General features: G+C 67.5%; 15 protein-coding genes. 7 read left to right on the top strand and 8 right to left on the bottom strand.

The annotated features are described in order from the left end of the window. Positions 1–9: 9 nt before the first annotated feature. Together PQB87_RS19320 and PQB87_RS19315 are read right to left on the bottom strand one after the other, a co-directional pair. Positions 10–1,428, bottom strand: coding sequence for an LLM class flavin-dependent oxidoreductase (locus PQB87_RS19320; RefSeq protein WP_222154973.1), 1,419 nt, complete (start codon positions 1,426–1,428; stop codon positions 10–12). A gap of 13 nt (positions 1,429–1,441) precedes the next feature. Then, positions 1,442–2,272 carry a MetQ/NlpA family ABC transporter substrate-binding protein gene (locus PQB87_RS19315; RefSeq protein ID WP_059684149.1) on the bottom strand — a complete coding sequence of 277 codons (831 nt, stop codon included), beginning with the start codon at positions 2,270–2,272 and terminating at the stop codon, positions 1,442–1,444. A gap of 422 nt (positions 2,273–2,694) precedes the next feature. Between PQB87_RS19315 and PQB87_RS19310 the strand changes: the two genes are divergently transcribed. The 5 genes from PQB87_RS19310 to PQB87_RS19290 all read left to right on the top strand — a co-directional run bounded on the left by PQB87_RS19310 (position 2,695) and on the right by PQB87_RS19290 (position 8,901). Next, entirely contained in the window at positions 2,695–4,059 is a 1,365-nt protein-coding gene (locus PQB87_RS19310) for a 2-hydroxycarboxylate transporter family protein (protein WP_021156390.1), read from the top strand. Between the two features lie 115 nt (positions 4,060–4,174). Then, complete coding sequence (locus PQB87_RS19305) at positions 4,175–6,058, top strand: sensor histidine kinase (protein WP_489243511.1); 1,884 nt, start codon at positions 4,175–4,177, stop codon at positions 6,056–6,058. Continuing rightward, complete coding sequence (locus PQB87_RS19300) at positions 6,048–7,409, top strand: sigma-54-dependent transcriptional regulator (RefSeq protein WP_027790480.1); 1,362 nt, start codon at positions 6,048–6,050, stop codon at positions 7,407–7,409. The genes PQB87_RS19305 and PQB87_RS19300 overlap by 11 nt, the downstream gene beginning before the upstream one ends. A gap of 22 nt (positions 7,410–7,431) precedes the next feature. Then, entirely contained in the window at positions 7,432–7,761 is a 330-nt protein-coding gene (locus PQB87_RS19295; protein WP_060061173.1) for a DUF3579 domain-containing protein, read from the top strand. A 288-nt stretch (positions 7,762–8,049) separates the two neighbouring features. Then, complete coding sequence (locus PQB87_RS19290) at positions 8,050–8,901, top strand: alpha/beta fold hydrolase (protein ID WP_048023420.1); 852 nt, start codon at positions 8,050–8,052, stop codon at positions 8,899–8,901. A 208-nt stretch (positions 8,902–9,109) separates the two neighbouring features. Here the strand turns inward: PQB87_RS19290 and PQB87_RS19285 are convergent, their stop codons facing one another. Continuing rightward, complete coding sequence (locus PQB87_RS19285) at positions 9,110–9,553, bottom strand: PACE efflux transporter (protein ID WP_042972729.1); 444 nt, start codon at positions 9,551–9,553, stop codon at positions 9,110–9,112. Positions 9,554–9,651: 98 nt separating this feature from the next. On the opposite strand from PQB87_RS19285, the gene PQB87_RS19280 reads away from it, so the two are divergent. Further along, positions 9,652–10,542: a LysR family transcriptional regulator gene (locus PQB87_RS19280; RefSeq protein WP_060061106.1), complete on the top strand. Its 891-nt coding sequence runs from the start codon at positions 9,652–9,654 to the stop codon at positions 10,540–10,542. A 75-nt stretch (positions 10,543–10,617) separates the two neighbouring features. Here PQB87_RS19280 and PQB87_RS19275 read toward each other — a convergent pair whose 3' ends face one another. Then, positions 10,618–11,052 carry a Tautomerase enzyme gene (locus PQB87_RS19275; RefSeq protein ID WP_489243510.1) on the bottom strand — a complete coding sequence of 145 codons (435 nt, stop codon included), beginning with the start codon at positions 11,050–11,052 and terminating at the stop codon, positions 10,618–10,620. A gap of 127 nt (positions 11,053–11,179) precedes the next feature. Here PQB87_RS19275 and PQB87_RS19270 point away from each other — a divergent pair, with 127 nt between their 5' ends. Further along, entirely contained in the window at positions 11,180–11,776 is a 597-nt protein-coding gene (locus PQB87_RS19270) for a TetR/AcrR family transcriptional regulator (protein ID WP_059684142.1), read from the top strand. Between the two features lie 105 nt (positions 11,777–11,881). On the opposite strand, the gene opcM is transcribed toward PQB87_RS19270, so the two are convergent. The 4 genes from opcM to PQB87_RS19250 are packed head-to-tail and all read right to left on the bottom strand — an operon-like array spanning position 11,882 to position 18,785. Further along, positions 11,882–13,417: a multidrug efflux transporter outer membrane subunit OpcM gene (gene opcM, locus PQB87_RS19265; RefSeq protein WP_059684140.1), complete on the bottom strand. Its 1,536-nt coding sequence runs from the start codon at positions 13,415–13,417 to the stop codon at positions 11,882–11,884. A 10-nt stretch (positions 13,418–13,427) separates the two neighbouring features. Then, complete coding sequence (ceoB, locus tag PQB87_RS19260; RefSeq protein WP_059684138.1) at positions 13,428–16,628, bottom strand: multidrug efflux RND transporter permease subunit CeoB; 3,201 nt, start codon at positions 16,626–16,628, stop codon at positions 13,428–13,430. Positions 16,629–16,673: 45 nt separating this feature from the next. Beyond that, positions 16,674–17,891 (bottom strand): multidrug efflux RND transporter periplasmic adaptor subunit CeoA, encoded by a 1,218-nt coding sequence (gene ceoA / locus PQB87_RS19255; protein WP_027790469.1) that lies wholly within the window; start codon positions 17,889–17,891, stop codon positions 16,674–16,676. Between the two features lie 33 nt (positions 17,892–17,924). After that, complete coding sequence (locus tag PQB87_RS19250) at positions 17,925–18,785, bottom strand: alpha/beta hydrolase (protein ID WP_027790468.1); 861 nt, start codon at positions 18,783–18,785, stop codon at positions 17,925–17,927. Between the last annotated feature and the right edge of the window lie 84 nt (positions 18,786–18,869).

Genomic DNA, 18,869 nt, shown 5'->3' with positions numbered 1-18,869 from the left:
CCGTCACGTTCAGGCATGCGCGGGATGCGCGGGTTCGGTTGCCGGCGCGGCAGCCGGCCGGTGCTGCGCGCCCGTGTGCCACGCGGGCAGGCGCGGGCCCGCGCCGAACAGCTTCTCGCGCAGCGTCGGCGCGGGATCGTAGTCTTCCTTGTAGACGCCGCGGTTCTGCAGCTCGGGCACGACCCAGTCGACGAAATCCTCGAACGACTCGGGCATCACGGTGCGCGTCAGGTTGAAACCGTCGATGCCCGTCTCGTCGATCCACGACTGCAGCTCGTCCGCGACCTGCGACGGCGAGCCGACGATCGGCGCATAGCGGCCGCCGAGCGACATCTGTTCGAGCATCCGCCGCACGGTCCACGTGCCGGTCGTGCTCTTGCGCGAGATCGCGTCGACGGCCGACTGGATCGAGTCGGTCTTCACATACGAGATCGGCTCGTCGAGGCCGTACTTCGCGAAGTCGATGCCGGTCGAACTCGCGAAATGCGCGAGGCCCGCTTCGGGGCTCGCATAGCGCCGGTATTCGTCGAATTTCTCGCGCGCGAGCCGCTCGGTTTCGGCCGTCACGACGCTCACGCCGGCAAAGATCCTGATCGACGCGGGGTCGCGCCCCTGCCGCGCGGCAGCCGCACGGATGTCGAGCGCCGCCGCACGCGCGGCGGCCTTGCTCTGCCCGTTCACGAACACGCATTCGGCGTGACGGCCCGCGAACTCGACGCCGCGCGCGGACGAACCGGCCTGGTACAGCACCGGCGTGCGCTGCAGCGACGGCTCGCTCAGGTGGATCGCATCGATCGAATAGAACGGCCCGTCGTGCTTCACGCGCCGCACCTTGCCCGGCTGCGCGAACACGCGCGCCTGCGCATCGCGGATCACCGCGTCGTCGTCCCAGCTCTGCTCCCACAGCTTGTAGACGACGTCCATGTAGTCGTCCGCGCGCTCGTAGCGGTCGTCGTGACCGATCTGCTGCGCGAGGCCCATCCCGCGCGCGGCGCTGTCGAGATAACCGGTGACGATGTTCCAGCCCACGCGCCCTTTCGTCAGGTGATCGAGCGTCGACATGCGGCGCGCGAACAGGTAAGGCGGCTCGTAGGTCAGGTTCGCGGTCACGCCGAAGCCGAGATGCCGCGTGACCTGCGCCATCGCGGGCACCAGCAGCAGCGGATCGTTGACGGGCACCTGCACCGATTCGCGCAGCGCGGCATCGGGGCCGCCGCCGAACACGTCGTACACGCCGACGATGTCCGCGAGGAAGATCCCGTCGAACTTGCCGCGTTCGAGCGTTTTCGCGAGGTCGGCCCAGTAGTCGAGATCGGTGTAGTGTGCGGAGCGGTCGCGCGGATGCGTCCACAGCCCATGGTTGATGTGCCCGACGCAGTTCATGTTGAACGCGTTGAGCAGGATCTTCTTGCGGTTCGCCGTCGTCATGTGCGCGCCTCCGTCACCACGCGATCGCGTACAGCGAGCCGAACGCGTTGTCGAGCGCCTTGCGCACGGCCGGCGACTGCTGGTAGATCGCGATGAACTTGCGGATGCGCGGGTCGTTCACGCTGTCCGGCCGCACGACCCACTGGATCGCGAAGATCTTGTTCTCGGTGCCGTCGAACAGCAGCGCGCTGTTCGGGTCGGTCGTGCCGGCGAGCTTGATGAAGCTCGGGTAGCCCTGCGCGAGATCGACGTCGTCGAGCGAACGCGCGAGTTGCGATGCCTCGAGCGGGATGATCTTCAGGTGCTTCGGGTTCGACACGATGTCGTGCGTCGTCGCGCGGTAGTCGGCGCCCGGCTTCAGCTTGATGAGCCCCGCGCGCTGCAGCAGCAGCAACCCGCGCCCGCCGTTCACCGGATCGTTCGCGATCGCGACCTTCGCGCCGTCCTTCAGCTCGCTGAAGCTTTTCACCTTCTTCGAATAGAGGCCGATCTTCATGATCGTGCCGGGCGCGATCGACACGAAGTTGTAGCCGCCCTGCTTGTTCGCGTTCTCGAGGAACGGGATGTGCTGGAAGTAGTTGACGTCGATGTCCTTGTTCGCGAGCGCCGCGTTCGGCGTATTCCAGTCGGTGAATTCGACGATCCGCACGTCGAGCCCCTGCGCCTTCGCCTCCTTGGCGGCAACCTTCAGCGCCTCGATCTGCGGGCTCGTCGAAATGCCGACCTTCAGCGGCGCGGTGTCGGCCCGCGCACCATTGAGCAGTGCGACGCCGAGCAGGGCGGCGGCCAGAAGGCGCGCGACGCGGCCGGCGGAAAGACGGGTGGAAAAAACGGCATGCAGCATGGGAACCACTCTCCTGTCCAAAGACGGTATCGACGGATGAGCGACGCCGCGGCGAACGCGTGGGCGTTCTCCGGACAAGGGTCAAGCGCGTCGGAAAAGGATCAGCCGATGATAGAGAGCGGAGCGGGGACGGTCTACGAAGCGATTGTGCGAAGAAAATCGCGCGCGGCGATATGGCCGGCGGCCACGCAGGATCGGCGGCCCGACCGGGCGCCCGGCCGAAATCTCGGCCTGGACGCCGGGCGAATTCCGAAATCTCGGCCAGCCGATCGGGCCATCATTTCCGCAGACGAAATAAATCCCTTATGAATCAATGCATTAAAAATATTCCGGCAGGCCGCATTTCTGGCATGGGGGTTGCGTAATAGACGGCACACAATGCCGCGAAGCGATGCAGGCATTCCAACATCAGGAGACACGTCTTGCAGACCTCTATCCATACCCCGTCCCATCCGGAGCCGGTTTCCAACGCCGTCGCCGCCCCGCGCGAGCGCTTCTGGCCGGAAGGCTGGTGGAAGCTGATGGAAATCCGCATCGGTATCATCCCGCTGCCCGTCTATTTCATCCTGCTTGCGCTGATCGTCGGCTTCTCGGTCACCGGCAAGGTGCCCGGCGAGATCTCGATGGCGATCGCGGTGCTCGCGTTCTTCGGCTTCACCTGCGCGGAACTGGGCAAGCGCCTGCCGCTCCTGCGCAACATCGGCGCGGCCGCGATCTTCGCGACCTTCGTGCCGTCGGCGCTCACGTACTACCACGTGCTGCCGAAGCCGGTGCTGAACCTGACGGTCGAGTTCACGAAGTCGACCAACTTCCTGTACCTGTTCATCGCGTCGATCATCGTCGGCAGCATCCTGAGCATGGACCGGCGCGTGCTGATCCAGGGCTTCGTGAAGATCTTCATTCCGCTCGCGGCCGGCTCGGTCGCGGCCGCGATCGTCGGCACGGCGGTGGGTACCGCGCTCGGCCTCGGCGCGCGCCACACGCTGCTGTACATCGTCGTGCCGATCATGGCGGGCGGCGTCGGCGAAGGCGCGATTCCGCTGTCGATCGGCTATTCGGAACTGATGCACCTGCCGCAAGGCGAGATGTTCGCGATGGTGCTGCCGCCGGTGATGCTCGGCAGCCTGACCGCGATCATCCTGTCGGGCGCGCTCGACATGCTCGGCAAGCGCTTCCCGCACCTGACCGGCAACGGCCGCCTGCAGGTCGGCGAATCGGGCGACATGACGCCCGAGAACGAGGAAATCCGCGGCCACGTCGACGTCTCGCACATCGCGGGCGCCGGCATCACGGCGATCACGCTGTACCTGGTCGGCCTGATGGCGCACAAGCTGTTCGGCCTGCCCGCGCCGGTCGCGATGCTGTTCCTCGCGGTGCTCGTGAAGCTCGCGCGCGCGGTGTCGCCGCCGCTGCAGGAAGGCGCGTTCGTCGTCTACAAGTTCTTCTCGACCGCCGTCACGTATCCGCTGCTGTTCGCGATCGGCGTCGCGATGACGCCGTGGGACAAGCTGACCGCCGCGTTCACGATCGTCAACGTGGTCACGATCGTGTCGACCGTCGCGACGCTGATGGGCACCGGTTTCGTGGTCGGCCGCCTGATGAAGATGTACCCTATCGACACCGCAATCGTGAACGCCTGCCACAGCGGGCAAGGCGGCACCGGCGACGTCGCGATCCTCACTGCCGCGAACCGGATGCAGCTGATGCCGTTCGCGCAGATCGCAACCCGCATCGGCGGCGCGATCGTCGTCACGGTCACGCTGATCCTGATCGCACACTTCGGATGACGCGCCGCCGCGCGTTCCGTCGCGCAGGCTGCTTCGCACGCGCCGCCGCCGGCCTTGCCGGCGCGCGGCGCGCGTCGTTCGGGGCGTCGCTCCGGGCGACCGGTTGCGGGCTTCGATGAGGGCGAACGTGCAGAAGAGCTTCAAGGGAATCCCGTGGTGGGGCTGGGCATCGGCCGGCGTGCTGTACGTGTGCGTGGCGGCCGCGGCCGTCGATTTCGCGTGGGAACGCGCGATCGACGCGCTCGAGGAAACCGGCGCGCACCGGCTCGACCTCTATGCATCGAGCCTGAAGAGCGAACTCGGCCGCTTCGAGATCCTGCCCGGCCTGGTCGCGCGGCAGGACCGCGTGCGCGCGATGCTGAAAGCCGCGCCGCACGATGCCCCCGAGCTCGTGCACACGGTCGACACGTACCTCGAAGCCGTCAACCGCGACGCGGGCAGCGGCGCGGTCGACGTGATCGACCTGCAGGGCGACGTGATCGCCGCCAGCAACTGGAACGAGACGCTCAGCTTCGTCGGCACCAACGTGTCGTACCGGCCGTATTTCAAGGACGCGCTCGCGCGCGGCAGCGGCCGCTTCTTCGGCATCGGCACCAACACCGGCGTGCCGGGCGTCTACTTCGCGAGCGCGGTGCGTGACGACGGCGTGCCGATCGGCGTCGCCGCCGTGAAGATCAGCGTCGATCCGCTCGAATCGGCGTGGCGCGCGCCGGGCGTCGCCGCGATGGTCGTCGACGGCAACGGCGTGGTCGTTATCTCGACCGAACCCGCGTGGAAATTCACCGCGCTGCGCCCGATCACCGCGCAGCAGCAGCGCGACATCCAGGCGTCGCGACAGTACGCGGGCCGCACGGTCGACGCGCTGCCGTACCGCCGCATCGGCGACCGCAGCGCGGCCGCATGGTTCGGCACCTTCCCCGATCCGCGCCACACCGGCCGCACCACACGCTATCTCGTGATGTCGCGCCCCGCGCCGCAGGCCGGCGATTCGCTGATGGTGCTGCTCGACATCGCGGGGGCGCGGCGCCAGCAGCAGACGGCCTTCGTGTTCGTCACCGGCGCGTTCCTGATCGCCGCGCTGCTGGCCGGTTACGCGATCCAGCGCCGCCGCGCGATCGTCGCGCGGCTGAACGCGCAGGACGCGCTGCGGCGCGCGAACGACCGGCTCGAGCTGACCGTCGCGCAGCGCACGGCCGCGCTGACGGCCGCGAACGAACGGATGCAGCGCGAGATCGTCGAGCGCGAGCGCACCGAGCAGCGGCTGCGCGCGTCGCAGCAGGAAGTCGTGCACGCGGGCAAGCTCGCGGTGCTCGGGCAGATGGCCGCCGGCCTCACGCACGAGCTGAACCAGCCGCTCGTCGCGATCCGCACGCTGTGCGACAACGCGCGCACGTTCTTCGAGCGCGGCCAGCCGGCGCCGGCGCTCGCCAATCTCGAACGGATCGGCAAGCTCGTCGACAGCATGGCCGTGCTCACCGGCGAGCTGAAGACCTTCGCACGCAAGCCCGACGTCGAGCGCGTCGCGGTCTCGCTGAACGAGGCCGTCGCACATGCGCGGCTCATCTACGATGCGCGGATCCGCGACGAAGGCGTGCAACTCGACGTGCACATCGCACCCGGCACCGCCGTGTCGGCCGAATCGAGCCAGTTGCAGCAGGTGATCGTGAACCTGCTCGGCAACGCGCTCGACGCGGTGCGCGACGCGCCCGTGCGCCGCATCGTCATCGAGGCCACCGGGCCGGACGAAGCGGGCCGTGTGCGCTTCACCGTCGCCGACAGCGGCGCGGGCATCGCGCCCGAGGTGCTGCCGCACCTGTTCGAGCCCTTCGTCACGACCAAGCCGCGCGGCCAGGGCCTCGGGCTCGGCCTCGCGATCACGTCGCGCATCGTCGAGGCGTTCGGCGCGAAGATCGCCGCGACGAACCGCGACGAAGGCGGCGCGCAGTTCAGTATCGAATTCGCGGCGGCAACGCTGCAAAGGACAGAGCATGGAAGATGAGATTCGGGTGCTGGTCGTCGAGGACGATGAAAACGTCCGGATCGGCGTCGAGCAGGCGGTGGCGCTTGCCGGCTTCGCGGTCGATGCCTTCGCGTCGGCCGCCGACGCGCTTCATCACGTCGCGCCCGGCGCGCCGGTCGTGATCGTGTCGGACGTGCGGATGCCGGGCATCGACGGGCTGCAGCTGCTCGATCGCGTGATGGCCATCGACGCGCAGATCCCGGTCGTGCTGATCAGCGGCCACGCCGATATCTCGACGGCCGTCGGCGCGATGCAGGTCGGCGCGTACGACTTCATCGAGAAACCGTTCTCGTCGGACGTGATCGCGGGGCGCGTCGCGCGCGCGGTCGAGAAGCGCCGCCTGACGCTCGAGGTGCAGGGCCTGCGCGCGGCGTTGAACAACTGGCAGGGCATCGAGGCGTTCGTGCTCGGCAAGTCGCCTGCGATGGCCGACGTGCGCAAGAAGATCCTGCGTCTCGCCGATACGTCGGTGTCGGTGCTGATCACCGGCGAAACGGGCACCGGCAAGGAACTGATCGCGCGCAGCCTGCACGACTTCGGCGGCCGGCGCGACGCGCATTTCGTCGCGCTGAACTGCGGCGGCCTGCCCGAGCAGGTGTTCGAAAGCGAGCTGTTCGGCCACGAGGCCGGCGCGTTCACGGGTGCGATCAAGAAGCGCATCGGCAAGATCGAATGGGCGGACGGCGGCACGCTGTTCCTCGACGAGATCGAGACGATGCCGGTTCCGCTGCAGGTCAAGATGCTGCGCGTGCTGCAGGAGCGCGTGGTCGAGCGGCTCGGCGCGAACGAGCTGATTCCGGTGGACTGCCGCGTGGTCGCCGCGTCGAAGGCCGATCTTGCCGAACTGGCGGCCGACGGCCGCTTCCGCGCCGACCTCTTGTATCGCCTCAACGTCGCGCAGATCGAGCTGCCGCCGCTACGCGAGCGGCGCGAAGACGTGCCGCTGCTGTTCGAGCATTTCGTGCTCGCGGCCGCACGGCGCTTCGGGCAGCCGGCGCCGGTCGTCACGGCTGCGCAGGTATCCGAACTGATGACGCACGCATGGCCCGGCAACGTGCGCGAGCTGCAGAACGTGGCCGACCGCTTCGTGCTCGGGCTGACCGGCGACAGCCTGCTGTCGTCCGGCGGCACGCCGGCCGCGGGCGGCACGCTCGCGGAGCAGCTCGCGTATTTCGAGCGGATGCTGATCGAGGACATGCTGCAGCGTCACAACGGCAACGTCGCGGAGGCCAGCGAAGCGCTCGGCATGCCGAAGAAGACGCTCTATCACAAGCTGCGCAACCTGCGGATTCCCGCGCGCGGCGACGCGGCGGCCGATGGCGGCGAATGACGCGAACGAGGACACGCACAGCATGGATCGCATCGAAGTCACCGAACAGGGCCGCGTCGCCGGCCACCTGATCCGCGGCGTCACGCGCGCGCAGAAAACCTTCCGCCCGAGCGACTGGCCCGAGCGCCTCGCGGGCGTCATCACGCTGTTCGTCGGCGAGCGGCGGCCCGGCTATCCGTGCGCGCTGTCGCGGCTCGCGATGCCGGTGGTCGACGGCAACGTCAAATGCCTGTTCGTGTCGGACGAATTGCGCACCGTATGCGCGGACGCCTTCGACTTCGCGATGCAGTTCGCGGCCGACAACGACCTCCCCGTCGAGCTTCAGACGGCGCCTGCGCTGGCGGTGCGCTGAAACGCGGGCCGCGTTCGCGGCGCGCGTCCTTCCCGTTTCCCCGTTTTCCCGTTTTCCCCGGTTGCGATGCGCGGGTGCGCAGGCCGTCGCACGCGCCTTTCCGGGCCTGTCCGGCTTCACGGCCAATCGTTAGACGATTGAAAGCATCGACACCCATCCCCTTCCGACAAGGGTTTGCGGCCGAGCCATCAAAAAAATTGATCGTCACGATGAAAATTATGCGTTTTCCTTGCAGGTCGCCGTGATGCATAGTTGCGTCGTGTTGACGCACCTTTGAGTCTTTCAGTCATGAACATGCGAATCGAGCCGTCCGTGCTCGCGAACCCCGACCTGCAATTTGCGACGCTTTCGTCAGGCATCAGCCTGCCGTATGTCGAGCGGGGCAGCGGCGCGCCGATGGTGTTCGTGCACGGCTCGCTGTGCGACTACCGCTACTGGGATCCGCAGCTCGCGTCGCTGTCGGCCCACTACCGCTGCATCGCGCCGAGCCTCAGCCACTACTGGCCGGCCGTCGAAGCGGGCATCCAGGACGAGTTCAGCTGGCAGAACCACGTCGACGAGCTCGCCGAATTCATCGACGCGCTCGATCTCGGCCCCGTGCATCTGGTCGGCCACTCGCGCGGCGGCAGCGTCGCGTTCAACGTCGCGCGCCAGCATCCGCAACTCGTCGAATCGCTGACGCTCGCCGATCCGGGCGGCCCGCTGCAACAGCCGGGCGTGCGCGAAGCCGCGCTGCCGGCCGCCGCGATCGCACTGCGCACGAAGGCCGTGAGCCTGATCGGGCAAGGCGACGTCGAAGCGGGCCTCGAGATGTTCGTCGATTCGGTGAGCCTGCCCGGCGCGTGGAAGAAAAGCACGTCGCGTTTCCGCACGATGGCGATCGACAACGCAAGCACGCTGCCGAAGCAGCTGCGCGACCCGCTGCCCGCATACTCGCAGCACACGGCCGGCGACATCGCGTGCCGCACGCTGCTGATCGACGGCCAGCGCAGCCCGAAGATGTTCCGCCACAATGTCGATACGCTGACGCAGTGGATCGGCAATGCGCAACGGCAGACCGTCGCCGGCGCATCGCACGGGATGAACGCGGCGAGCCCCGCCGTGTTCAACCGTTACGTGCACGAGTTCGTCGCCGCGTAAGTTCTGTCGGGCGGCTATCGGCAGGTCACCCCGACCGACGTCCCGCCCTGTGCGATAGCCGGACCGTTGCCGTCGGCATCGCTGCCGGCGCCCGTTTCAATCCACGAGTCGCCCGGCTGATACGTACTGCCATCGAAGCGCCAGTACGTCACCCGATGCTCGCCCATGCCGATGGCCGCTGCATGCGCACGCGCCGCCGCGCCACCGGTCACCAGACGACCGGCTCCGCCTTGCGCGTGACCGCATCCGGCAGTCCGAACACGCCGTCGAACGCCCAGTTGTACGCGAACGTGAAGATCGGGAAGAACACGATCAGCACCGCGTCGTACAGGAACGCCTGCAGCAGCGACACGTCGAGCCACCACGCGATCAACGGGATCAGGAACGTCACGAGCGCGACCTGGAAGCCGATCGCATGCAGCACGCGGCGGCCGACCGTGCGCGTCGTCGCCGCGCTGCGCCGCTCCCACGCCTCGAACGCGAGGTTGTACAGGAAATTGACGGTGACGCCCGTCGTCGAGATCATCACCCCCAGCAGGCCGCTCGCCGCCACGCTCGCGCCGCTCAGCATGCCGAGCACCGACGATGCGACCAGGATGCCGAGCACCTCGAACATCACGACATAGACTATGCGTCTCTTCCACCCTTGCATGACCATCCACCTTCATCTCGAACAAGGTGGCGAGACTATCAGCGGGCCCCCGCTCGCCAAAGTCAGGTCCTTTCAATTTTTCTGACAGGAGGCGGTGCATGCTGACCAGCGACCACATCGACATGCTGCTGACCGTCGTCGACCAGGGCTCGTTCTCGGCGGCCGCGCGCGCGCTCGGCCGCACGCCGTCGGCGATCAGCATGGCGATCGCGAACCTCGAGGCCGAACTCGACCTCGTGCTGTTCGACCGCGGCACGCGCGAACCGACGCCGACCGCCGCGATGGCCGCGTTGCTGCCCGATGCGCGCTCGATCGCCGAGCGGCTGCACGCGCTGCGCGCGCATGCGCAGCATTTGTCGGAAGGCGTCGAAGATACGTTGCGGCTCGGGCTCGCGGCCGAAATCGACGGCGCGCCGGTTGCCCGAGCACTGACGGCCGTGGCCGCGAAATATCCGGCGCTCGCGATCAGCATCGTCACGGCGCCGCAGGACGTGACCGTCGACGCGCTGCATCGCGGCGCCATCGACCTCTGTGTCGCGTACGGCGGGCTCGATCTTCATCCGCAGGAACAGATCCACGCGTTGTGGACCGAGACGCTCGTCGCGGTCGCCGCGCCGAGCCATCCGGCGATCGCCGAATGCGCGCAACCCGGGGCGATCGAGCGGCTGTCGGGCTTCCGCCAGATCGTGATCGCCGATCCCGAACGGCCGCTCACCGACGTGCGGCCGCTGATCGGCAACCGCACGTGGAAGGTGACCGACATGGCCACCGCGATCGCGCTGGTGAAGGCCGGACACGGCTGGGCGAACCTGCCGGAATCCGTGGTCGGCCGGTACACCGCCGACGGCGAACTCGCGCCGCTCGTGTTCGCGAACATCCGCAACGGGCTGCCGCTGCCCGTGTATCTGCGCCGGCCGAAACACACGGGGCTCGGCAAGGCGGCGAGCGAACTGGTGCGCGCGCTGCGGGCTGCCGGCAACGACAAGTAACCGGTGCGGCGGCGATCGCCGCCGCACCGTCGGTCAACGCTTGAGGGCTTGACCGTTAGTTGCAGTTAATTGCAGTCAATGCGAAGCCGCAGCAGCCGCACTCTGGATCGAATCGACGAGCGACGCGTTGTCGTACCGCCGCCCGGCAATACCCCATCCGCCATCGACGGCATGCACGACGTTCACCCACACTTGCGCGGGCGTCAGCCGCCCGCCCGCTCGATGCAGCACGATCTCGGTCGCCCGTTCGACGAATTGCCGCTGCTTGTCGGGCTCGGCGAGCGCCACCGCCGGCAGCTTCAGCTCGACGAACGCGGCGGGCTCCGCGCGGCCATGCACGAAGGTCCGGTGCCGCGGCAGCACGTTGAGCGTGCCCACCACGTTCGGCGCCAGGAACCCGTTCCCGGTCAATCCTTCGACATCCAGCAGCGCATCGGTCAACTCGGCAAACACCGGCCCCTCGTCGTCCGGCGTGAAAACCCCTTCAGATACTGTCAGCGTAATCGGCATCGCACGTTCTCCTGGTCAGGTCATCGGAATCGTGACGTGATATAAATATCAGTCACTCTCTATACATTAGACACTGATTGCTCTCTATGCAAGCGATAAAGAGCGATCGCTCTGAAGCGAGCCTGTCATGCGTTATTCCGTCGAGCACAAGCACGAAACCCGCACGCGCATCCTCGAGGCCGCGAGCCGCCTGTTCCGCCAGGAGGGCTATGGCGGCTCCGGCATCGGTCCGCTGACGAAGGCCGCGGGCGTCACCAACGGTGCGTTCTACGGGCATTTCAAATCGAAAGGCGAGGCGTTCCGCAACGTCGTGCTCGACGGCCTCGAGCAGCTCCGGCAAGGCGTCGCGACGTTCAAGGCCGAGCATGGCGCGCGCTGGCGCCGCCCGTTCGTGTCGTTCTACCTCGGGCCGCGGCGCACCTGCGCACTCGGCGAAAGCTGTGCGCTGCCGAGCCTGTCGCCCGAAGTGATGCGCGCCGACGACGACACGCGCGACGCGTATGAACAGGCGTTGCGGCAGATCGTCGACGAAGTCGCGTCCGGTCTGGGCGACACGCCCGACGACGACCGTGCGATCGCGTTCCTTGCACTGCTGTCGGGCGGCGTCACGCTCGCGCGCGCGGTGCGCGATCCCGAACTGGCGCAACGCATCGCCGATGCGGTTGGCCGCTACGCGGTGGTGATCGCCGAACGCACGGACGTGACGCCCGAAGAGCAGTCATGACGAGCGGCCAATAAAAAACCCCGATCCGCGTTGCCACGGATCGGGGTTCTTCATCGATCGGCCATATCAGCCATCTGCCTGAACGGCCCTTGGCGGGCCGCGGCATCAACGCGCGGCGACCTCCGCCTTGCCGGACGCCGCATCGCCGACCGCCGTCGGCGCGGCACCCCATCCGCCGCCGAGCGCGCGGATCAGGTTGACGGTCGACACGGCCTGCGCACCGGTGAGCTGGTTCGCCTGCAGTTGCGACTGCAGCACCGAGCGCTCGCTGTCGATGACGTCGAGATAGGCGACTTCACCTTCCTGATACTGCGTGCGCGACAACGTCGCCGCGCGCCGCGACGCATTGACGGCCGCATCCTGCGCGCGGATCTGGTCGTCGAGCAGGCGCAGGTCGGCGAGATTGTCCTCGACCTCTCGGAACGCGACGAGCACCTGCTGCCGGTAGTTCGCGACCTGCTCGTCGTACTGCGCGCGCGCCTGCTGCACGCCGGCCGCACGGCGTCCGCCGTCGAACAGCGGCAGCGTCAGCGCGGTGCCCGCGAACGGCCCGAGCAGGAACGTGCGGCTCGACCACAGGAACAGGTTGCCGAGCGTCGACGCCTCATAGCCGAACGCCCCCGTGATGTCGAGCTTCGGGAAATATGCCGACTTCGCGAGGCCGATCCGCGCGTTCGCGGCCGCCATCGCGCGCTCGGCCGCCGACACGTCCGGACGGCGTTCGAGCAGCGCGGACGGCAGGCCCGGCGGCACCTTCACCGCGACCGGCACGATCGGCGTTTCCTTGAACGCGAAATCCGCGGGCGCCTTGCCGAGCAGGATCGCGAGCGCATGCTCGGATGCCGCGCGCCGGCGCGCGACGCCGACCGCATCGGCCTGCGCGCTGGCCAGCTCGTTCTTCGCGCGCGACACGTCGAGCTCGCTGATGTCGCCTTCGTTGAAGCGGCGCTGCACGAGCTTCAGTGCCTGATCGCGCAACTCCACCGTGCGGCGGTACAGGTCCTGGTCGGAGTCGAGCTGGCGCAGTTCGAAATAGTTCTGCGCGACGTCCGCCTGCAGCGCGAGCTGCACCGAACGGAACAGCGCTTCGCTCTGCGCCTGGTCGGCACGCGACGCCTCGACGTTGCGGCCGACACGGCCGAACAGGTCGGCTTCGTAGGACACCGTACCCTGCGCGCGCCACAGCGTCGCATTGGTCGGGCCCGTGCCCTGCGGCTGGAACTGCGACGCCGACGACAGCCCTTCGCGCGTCGGACCGAACCCGGCGCCGACCTGAGGGAACCATTGCGAGCGCGCCGAACGCGTCGCCGCGCGCGCTTCCTCGACCCGCGCGGCCGCCGCTTTCAGGTTCTGGTTCGCGGCGAGCGCCTGGGTCTCGAGCGAGTCGAGCACCGGATCGCCGAACACCTTCCACCATTCGCCGCGATGTTCGCCATCCGCCGGCTCGGCCGTCTTCCATGTGCCGGCCTGCTCGCCGGCGGCGAGCGTCGGCGCTTCCTTGAACGCGGCGGGCGTCGACACATCCGGGCGCTTGTAGTCGGGGCCCACCGCGCACGCGGCGAGCAGCGTCGCGAGCAGGGTGCTCGCGGCCGCCACCTTCGCGAAGCGCATCAGGCCGTTCGTGTTGTGCATGTTGTCCATCTTTTTATCCTCAAGCATCCGAAGCCGGTACGCCCTGGGCCGGCACGCCGTAGCCGGACGAGTCCTTGCCGGCGACGTGGATCTTGCCGCCCGCCAGCGTACGCAACACGACGTAGAACACCGGCGTCAGCATCAGCCCGAACAGCGTCACGCCCAGCATCCCGAAGAACACCGCGACACCCATCGCATGGCGCATTTCCGAACCGGCCCCCGTCGACGTGACGAGCGGCACGACGCCCATGATGAACGCGATCGACGTCATCAGAATCGGGCGCAGCCGCAGCCGGCTCGCCTCGATCGCGGCCTCGAGCGGCGTCCTGCCGTCGTGTTCGAGCTCGCGTGCGAATTCGACGATCAGGATCGCGTTCTTCGCCGACAGCCCCACCAGCACCATCAAGCCGATCTGCGTGAAGATGTTGTTGTCGCCCTGCGTGAGCCACACGCCCGTCAGCGCCGACAGAATGCTCATCGGCACGATCAGGATCACCGCGAGCGGCAGCGTCAGGCTTTCATACAGCGCGGCGAGCACGAGGAACACGAGCAGCACGCTGATCGGGAACACGTACATCGCCGAATCGCCGGCAAGGATCTGCTGGTACGTGAGGTCGGTCCACTCGAACCGCACGCCGCGCGGCAGCGTTTCATGCGCGATGCGCTCGATCGCGGCCTGCGCCTGACCCGACGAGAAGCCCGGCGCCGGGCCGCCGTTGATGTCGGCCGCCGTGTAGCCGTTGTAGCGCACGACCATTTCGGGGCCGAACGTCGGCGTCACCGTGACCAGCGACGACAGCGGCACCATCTCGCCCTTGTCGTTGCGCGTCTTCAACTGCAGGATGTCGTCCGCACGCTGGCGGAACGGCGCATCGGCCTGCACGCGCACCTGGTACACGCGCCCGAAGCGGTTGAAGTCGTTCACGTACAGCGAGCCGAGATACACCTGCATCGTGTTGAACACGTCGGTCACCGGCACGCCGAGCTGCTTCGCCTTCACGCGGTCGAGATCGACGTTGAGCTGCGGCACGTTGATCTGGTAGCTCGTGAACAACGGGCCGAGTTCCGGCGCCTGCTGCGCGCGCTTGATGAAGTCGTTGGTCGCATCCGCGAGCCGCGCATAGCCGACTGCGCCGCGATCCTCGATCTGCATCTTGAACCCGCCGAGCGTGCCGAGGCCGAGCACCGGCGGCGGCGGGAACACCGCGACGAACGAGTCCTTCATCGCGCTGTACTGCTGGTTCAGCGCACCCGCGATCGCGCCGGCCGACAGCGCCTTGCCATGCCGTTCCGAGAACGGCTTCAGCGTGACGAACACGATGCCCGCGCTCGAGCTGTTCGTGAAGCCGTTCACCGACAGCCCCGGGAACGCGACCGCGCTCTCGACGCCCGGCTGCTTCAACGCGATCGAGCCCATGTCGCGAATCACCTTCTCGGTGCGGTCGAGCGACGCACCGTTCGGCAACTGCGCGAACGCGATCAGGTATTCCTTGTCCTGCGCGGGCACGAAGCCGCCCGGCACGACCTTCGACACCAGCACGGTCGCGCCCACCAGCACGAGGTACACGCCGAGCATCAGCGTCTTGCGCGACAGCACGCCGCGCACGCCGCGACCGTAGTTCTCCGCGCCGCGATGGAACACCTTGTTGAAGCCGCGGAAGAAGCCGCCGAGCACGCGGTTCATCACGCGCGTGAGCCAGTCCTCCTTGTCGCCATGCCCCTTCAGCAGGATCGCGGACAGCGCCGGCGACAGCGTCAGCGAGTTGAACGCCGAGATCACCGTCGAGATCGCGATGGTCATCGCGAACTGCTTGTAGAACTGGCCGGTCAGGCCCGACATGAACGCCAGCGGCACGAACACGGCGACGAGCGTCAGCGCGATCGCGATGATCGGCCCGCTCACTTCCTGCATCGCCTTGTAGGTCGCCTGCCGCGCGTTCATCCCGCTTTCGATGTTGCGCTCGACGTTCTCGACCACCACGATCGCATCGTCGACCACGATCCCGATCGCGAGCACCATCCCGAACAATGACAGCGCATTGATCGAATACCCGAACGCGAGCAGCAGCGAGAACGTGCCGATGATCGACACCGGCACCGCGATCAGCGGAATCAGCGACGCGCGCCAGGTCTGCAGGAACACGATCACGACGATCACGACCAGCGCGATTGCTTCGAGCAGCGTATGCACGACGGCCTTGATCGACGAACGCACGAACTGCGTCGGGTCATAGACGATCTTGTAGTCGACGCCCGCCGGCATGTCCTGCTTCAGTTCGGCCATCGTCTTGCGGACTTCGTCCGAGATCTGCAGCGAGTTCGCGCCCGGCGACTGGTTGATCGCCATCGCGACGGCCGGCTTGTTGTCGAGCAGCGAGCGCAGCCCGTATTCGGATGCGTCGAGCTCGATCCGCGCGATGTCGCGCAGGTGCGTGACGCCGCCGTCCGGCGTGGTCTTCACGACGATGTCGCCGAACTCGTCTTCCGTCTGCAGACGGCCGCGCGCGTTCACCGACAGCTGCAGCGGCGTGCCGGGCAGCGACGGCGACGCGCCGATCACGCCGGCTGCGACCTGCACGTTCTGCTCGCGGATCGACTGCACGACGTCCTCGGCCGACAGCCCGCGCTGCGCGACCTTCTGCGGATCGAGCCATACGCGCATTGCGTAGTCGCCCGAACCCCACAGCTGCACCTGGCCGACGCCCTGGATCCGCGACAGGCGATCCTTCACGTTGATCAGCGCGTAGTTGCGCAGGTAGGTCATGTCGTAGCGGTTGTCCGGCGAGATCAGGTGGACCACCATCGTCAGCGTCGGCGAGCTCTTCACCGTCGTGATGCCGAGCCGCTGCACGTCTTCCGGCAGGCGCGGCAGCGCCTGGTTCACGCGGTTCTGCACGAGCTGCGTGGCCTTGTCCGGATCGGTGCCGAGCTTGAACGTGACGGTGATCGTCATGTTGCCGTCGCTGTTCGCCTGCGACTGCATGTAGAGCATGTCCTCGACGCCGTTGATCTGTTCTTCAAGCGGCGACGCGACCGTCTCGGCGATCACTTTCGGGTTCGCGCCCGGATACTGCGCCTTCACGATCACGGAAGGCGGCACGACTTCCGGATATTCCGAGATCGGCAGCAGGAACATCGCGATCACCCCGCCGAGCAGGATGATCACCGATAGGACTCCTGCGAAGATCGGCCGGTCGATAAAGAATTTTGAAATGTTCATGTGTGGCTCTGTCTGGTTGAACGCGGATGCGAAGCGGCGGGCCGCTTACGAATCCGCCTTCGCCGGGGCGGCCGGCTTCGCGTTGTCCGCCAGCGGCGCGGACGGCGCGTCACCGCCCGTCATCGGGACCATGTGCGGCTTCACCTGTTCGCCGGGGCGCACGCGCTGCGTGCCGTTCACGACCACGCGATCGCCTGCCGCGAGGCCGCTCACGATCACGCGCCGGTTGCCGTGCTGCAGCCCCTGCTGCACTTCGCGGTACGACACGCGGCCCTGCTGGTCGACGACGAACACGAACTTCTTGTCCTGGTCGGTGTTGATCGCCGCGTCGTCGACGAGCAGCGCCTCGTGCGGCGCGCTGCCGCCCACCTTCACGCGTGCGTACAGGCCCGGGACGAGCGCACCGTCCGCGTTGTCGAAACGTGCGCGCACGCGGATCGTGCCCGACGACGTGTCGAGCCGGTTGTCGACCGAGTCGATCTCGCCGCTGCGCGAGTAGCCGGTTTCGTTCGCGAGGCCGAGCTCGACCGGCACCTTGCGGCCGTTGCGCGCGCCGTTGATGTATTGCAGGTAGGTCTGTTCGTCTGCGTCGAACGATGCGTAGATCGGCGACACCGACACCAGCGTGGTGAGCGGCGCGGCCGACGCACCGGCCGACACGACGTTGCCGAGCGTGATTTCCGCACGCGACACGCGGCCCGACACCGGCGCGGTGATCCGCGTATAGCCGAGGTTGATGCGCGCCGTTTCGAGCGCGGCTTCGGCGGCCTTCAGGTTCGCGGCCGCTTCGCGCGCCGCGTTCTGCTTCTCGTCGTAATCGCGCTTCGCGATCGCGTTGTCGCCGATCAGCCGCTGCGCGCGCTGCCAGTCGGTCTGCGCGTAACCGTTGCGCGCTTGCGCGGCCGCGAGCTGCGCGGCCGCGCGATCGGTTTCGGCCTGGTACGGGCGCGGGTCGATCACGAACAGCACGTCGCCCTTCTTCACGAGCGCGCCGTCCTTGAAGTTCACCGCGACGATCGTGCCCGACACCTGCGGGCGCACGTCGACTTTCTCGACCGCTTCGAGGCGGCCCGAATAACTCTGCCAGTCGGTGACGGTCTGCGGCACGACGGTCGCGACGTCGACTTCGGGCAGCGGTGCAGCCGCTTTCTCGGGCGCGTTCGCGTTCACGCGCATCGCGCCGAACGTTCCGAGGCCGACGACGGCAAGCGTCACGATCGCCGCTGTCGCGATTCGGGAACGGGAGGTGCGTAGGATGGCCATGTGGATCTCCAGGTAAACGTGGATTGGTTCTGGTTATTCGGAACGGTTGGGCTGGCGCGCCTGGAAGCGGCACTGGAAGAAGCGCACGGCTTCCTCGAAGGCGGCTTCGTGCGTCGCGAGCGCGGCGTGCGTGATGTCCGGATAGCGGATCACCTGCGTGAGCACGCCCGACGAGATCAGGCAGCCCGCATATTTCTCCGCCTCGACGTGCAGCACGTCGTTCTGCGCGGTGACGACGAGCGTCGGCGGCAGGCCCGCGAGGCGCACCGATTCGAGCGGTGCCGCATACGGGTGCATGCGTTGCGCGGCCTGCGGCAGATATGCGCGATAACAGGCCGCGCATTCGCGCGCGGTGATGTCGGACGCGAGGCGCTCGGCGTCGCCGATGCGCGTCATGCTCGGGTCGAGCATCGGCCCGAACAGCGCCTGCGCGACGATCGACACTTCGCCGCGATCGCGCGCGATGAACGCGAGGCAGTTCGCGAGCTGGCCGCCCGCGTCGTGGCCCGCGACGCCGATCTTCTTCGGGTTGCCGCCGAACGCGCGGGCGCGCGTCGCGGCCCACACGGCGGCGCGATACGCATCCTCCGGCGCGGCCGGAAAGGGAAAGGCCGGCGCGAGCGAATAGTCGACCGACACTACGAGAGCTGGTAAGCGTTCTGCTAAAAAGCGCGCGGCGAAATCGGCGTCTTCGAGCGAACCGCGGACGAAGCCGCCGCCGTGGAAATAAAGCACCACTGGCAACCCGGTCTTGTCCGGGCGCCGGTACAGGCGCAGCACGATGTCCTGCGCGTAGCCGGGAATTTCCACTTCGGCGACCGTCAGCGCCGCGCCCGCCGTGGCTTGGGCGGGCAACGCGGCCTTCAGGAATTTGCTGAATTCAGAAGCGTCCATGACGATGCAGCATCCATTTCGAGATGGAACGAATTCTGGGTCCGGCAGACATTGGGATAAATGCCTATAATCCGGCAACACAAT

The sequence above is a fragment of the Burkholderia sp. KL41 genome (genome assembly GCF_057005415.2).
Note: the sequence above shows the minus strand (reverse complement) of the source record. Positions and strands in the feature narration are given on the sequence as shown.

Coding starts and splice junctions, on each gene's coding strand:
- PQB87_RS19305 (WP_489243511.1), top strand. CDS start 4,175: ATGAGGGCGAACGTGCAGAAGAGCTTCAAGGGAATCCCGTGGTGGGGC.
- opcM (WP_059684140.1), bottom strand. CDS start 13,417: ATGGACAACATGCACAACACGAACGGCCTGATGCGCTTCGCGAAGGTG.
- PQB87_RS19285 (WP_042972729.1), bottom strand. CDS start 9,553: ATGCAAGGGTGGAAGAGACGCATAGTCTATGTCGTGATGTTCGAGGTG.
- PQB87_RS19300 (WP_027790480.1), top strand. CDS start 6,048: ATGGAAGATGAGATTCGGGTGCTGGTCGTCGAGGACGATGAAAACGTC.
- PQB87_RS19275 (WP_489243510.1), bottom strand. CDS start 11,052: ATGCCGATTACGCTGACAGTATCTGAAGGGGTTTTCACGCCGGACGAC.
- PQB87_RS19290 (WP_048023420.1), top strand. CDS start 8,050: ATGAACATGCGAATCGAGCCGTCCGTGCTCGCGAACCCCGACCTGCAA.
- ceoB (WP_059684138.1), bottom strand. CDS start 16,628: ATGAACATTTCAAAATTCTTTATCGACCGGCCGATCTTCGCAGGAGTC.
- PQB87_RS19270 (WP_059684142.1), top strand. CDS start 11,180: ATGCGTTATTCCGTCGAGCACAAGCACGAAACCCGCACGCGCATCCTC.
- PQB87_RS19320 (WP_222154973.1), bottom strand. CDS start 1,428: ATGACGACGGCGAACCGCAAGAAGATCCTGCTCAACGCGTTCAACATG.
- ceoA (WP_027790469.1), bottom strand. CDS start 17,891: ATGGCCATCCTACGCACCTCCCGTTCCCGAATCGCGACAGCGGCGATC.
- PQB87_RS19280 (WP_060061106.1), top strand. CDS start 9,652: ATGCTGACCAGCGACCACATCGACATGCTGCTGACCGTCGTCGACCAG.
- PQB87_RS19250 (WP_027790468.1), bottom strand. CDS start 18,785: ATGGACGCTTCTGAATTCAGCAAATTCCTGAAGGCCGCGTTGCCCGCC.
- PQB87_RS19315 (WP_059684149.1), bottom strand. CDS start 2,272: ATGCTGCATGCCGTTTTTTCCACCCGTCTTTCCGCCGGCCGCGTCGCG.
- PQB87_RS19295 (WP_060061173.1), top strand. CDS start 7,432: ATGGATCGCATCGAAGTCACCGAACAGGGCCGCGTCGCCGGCCACCTG.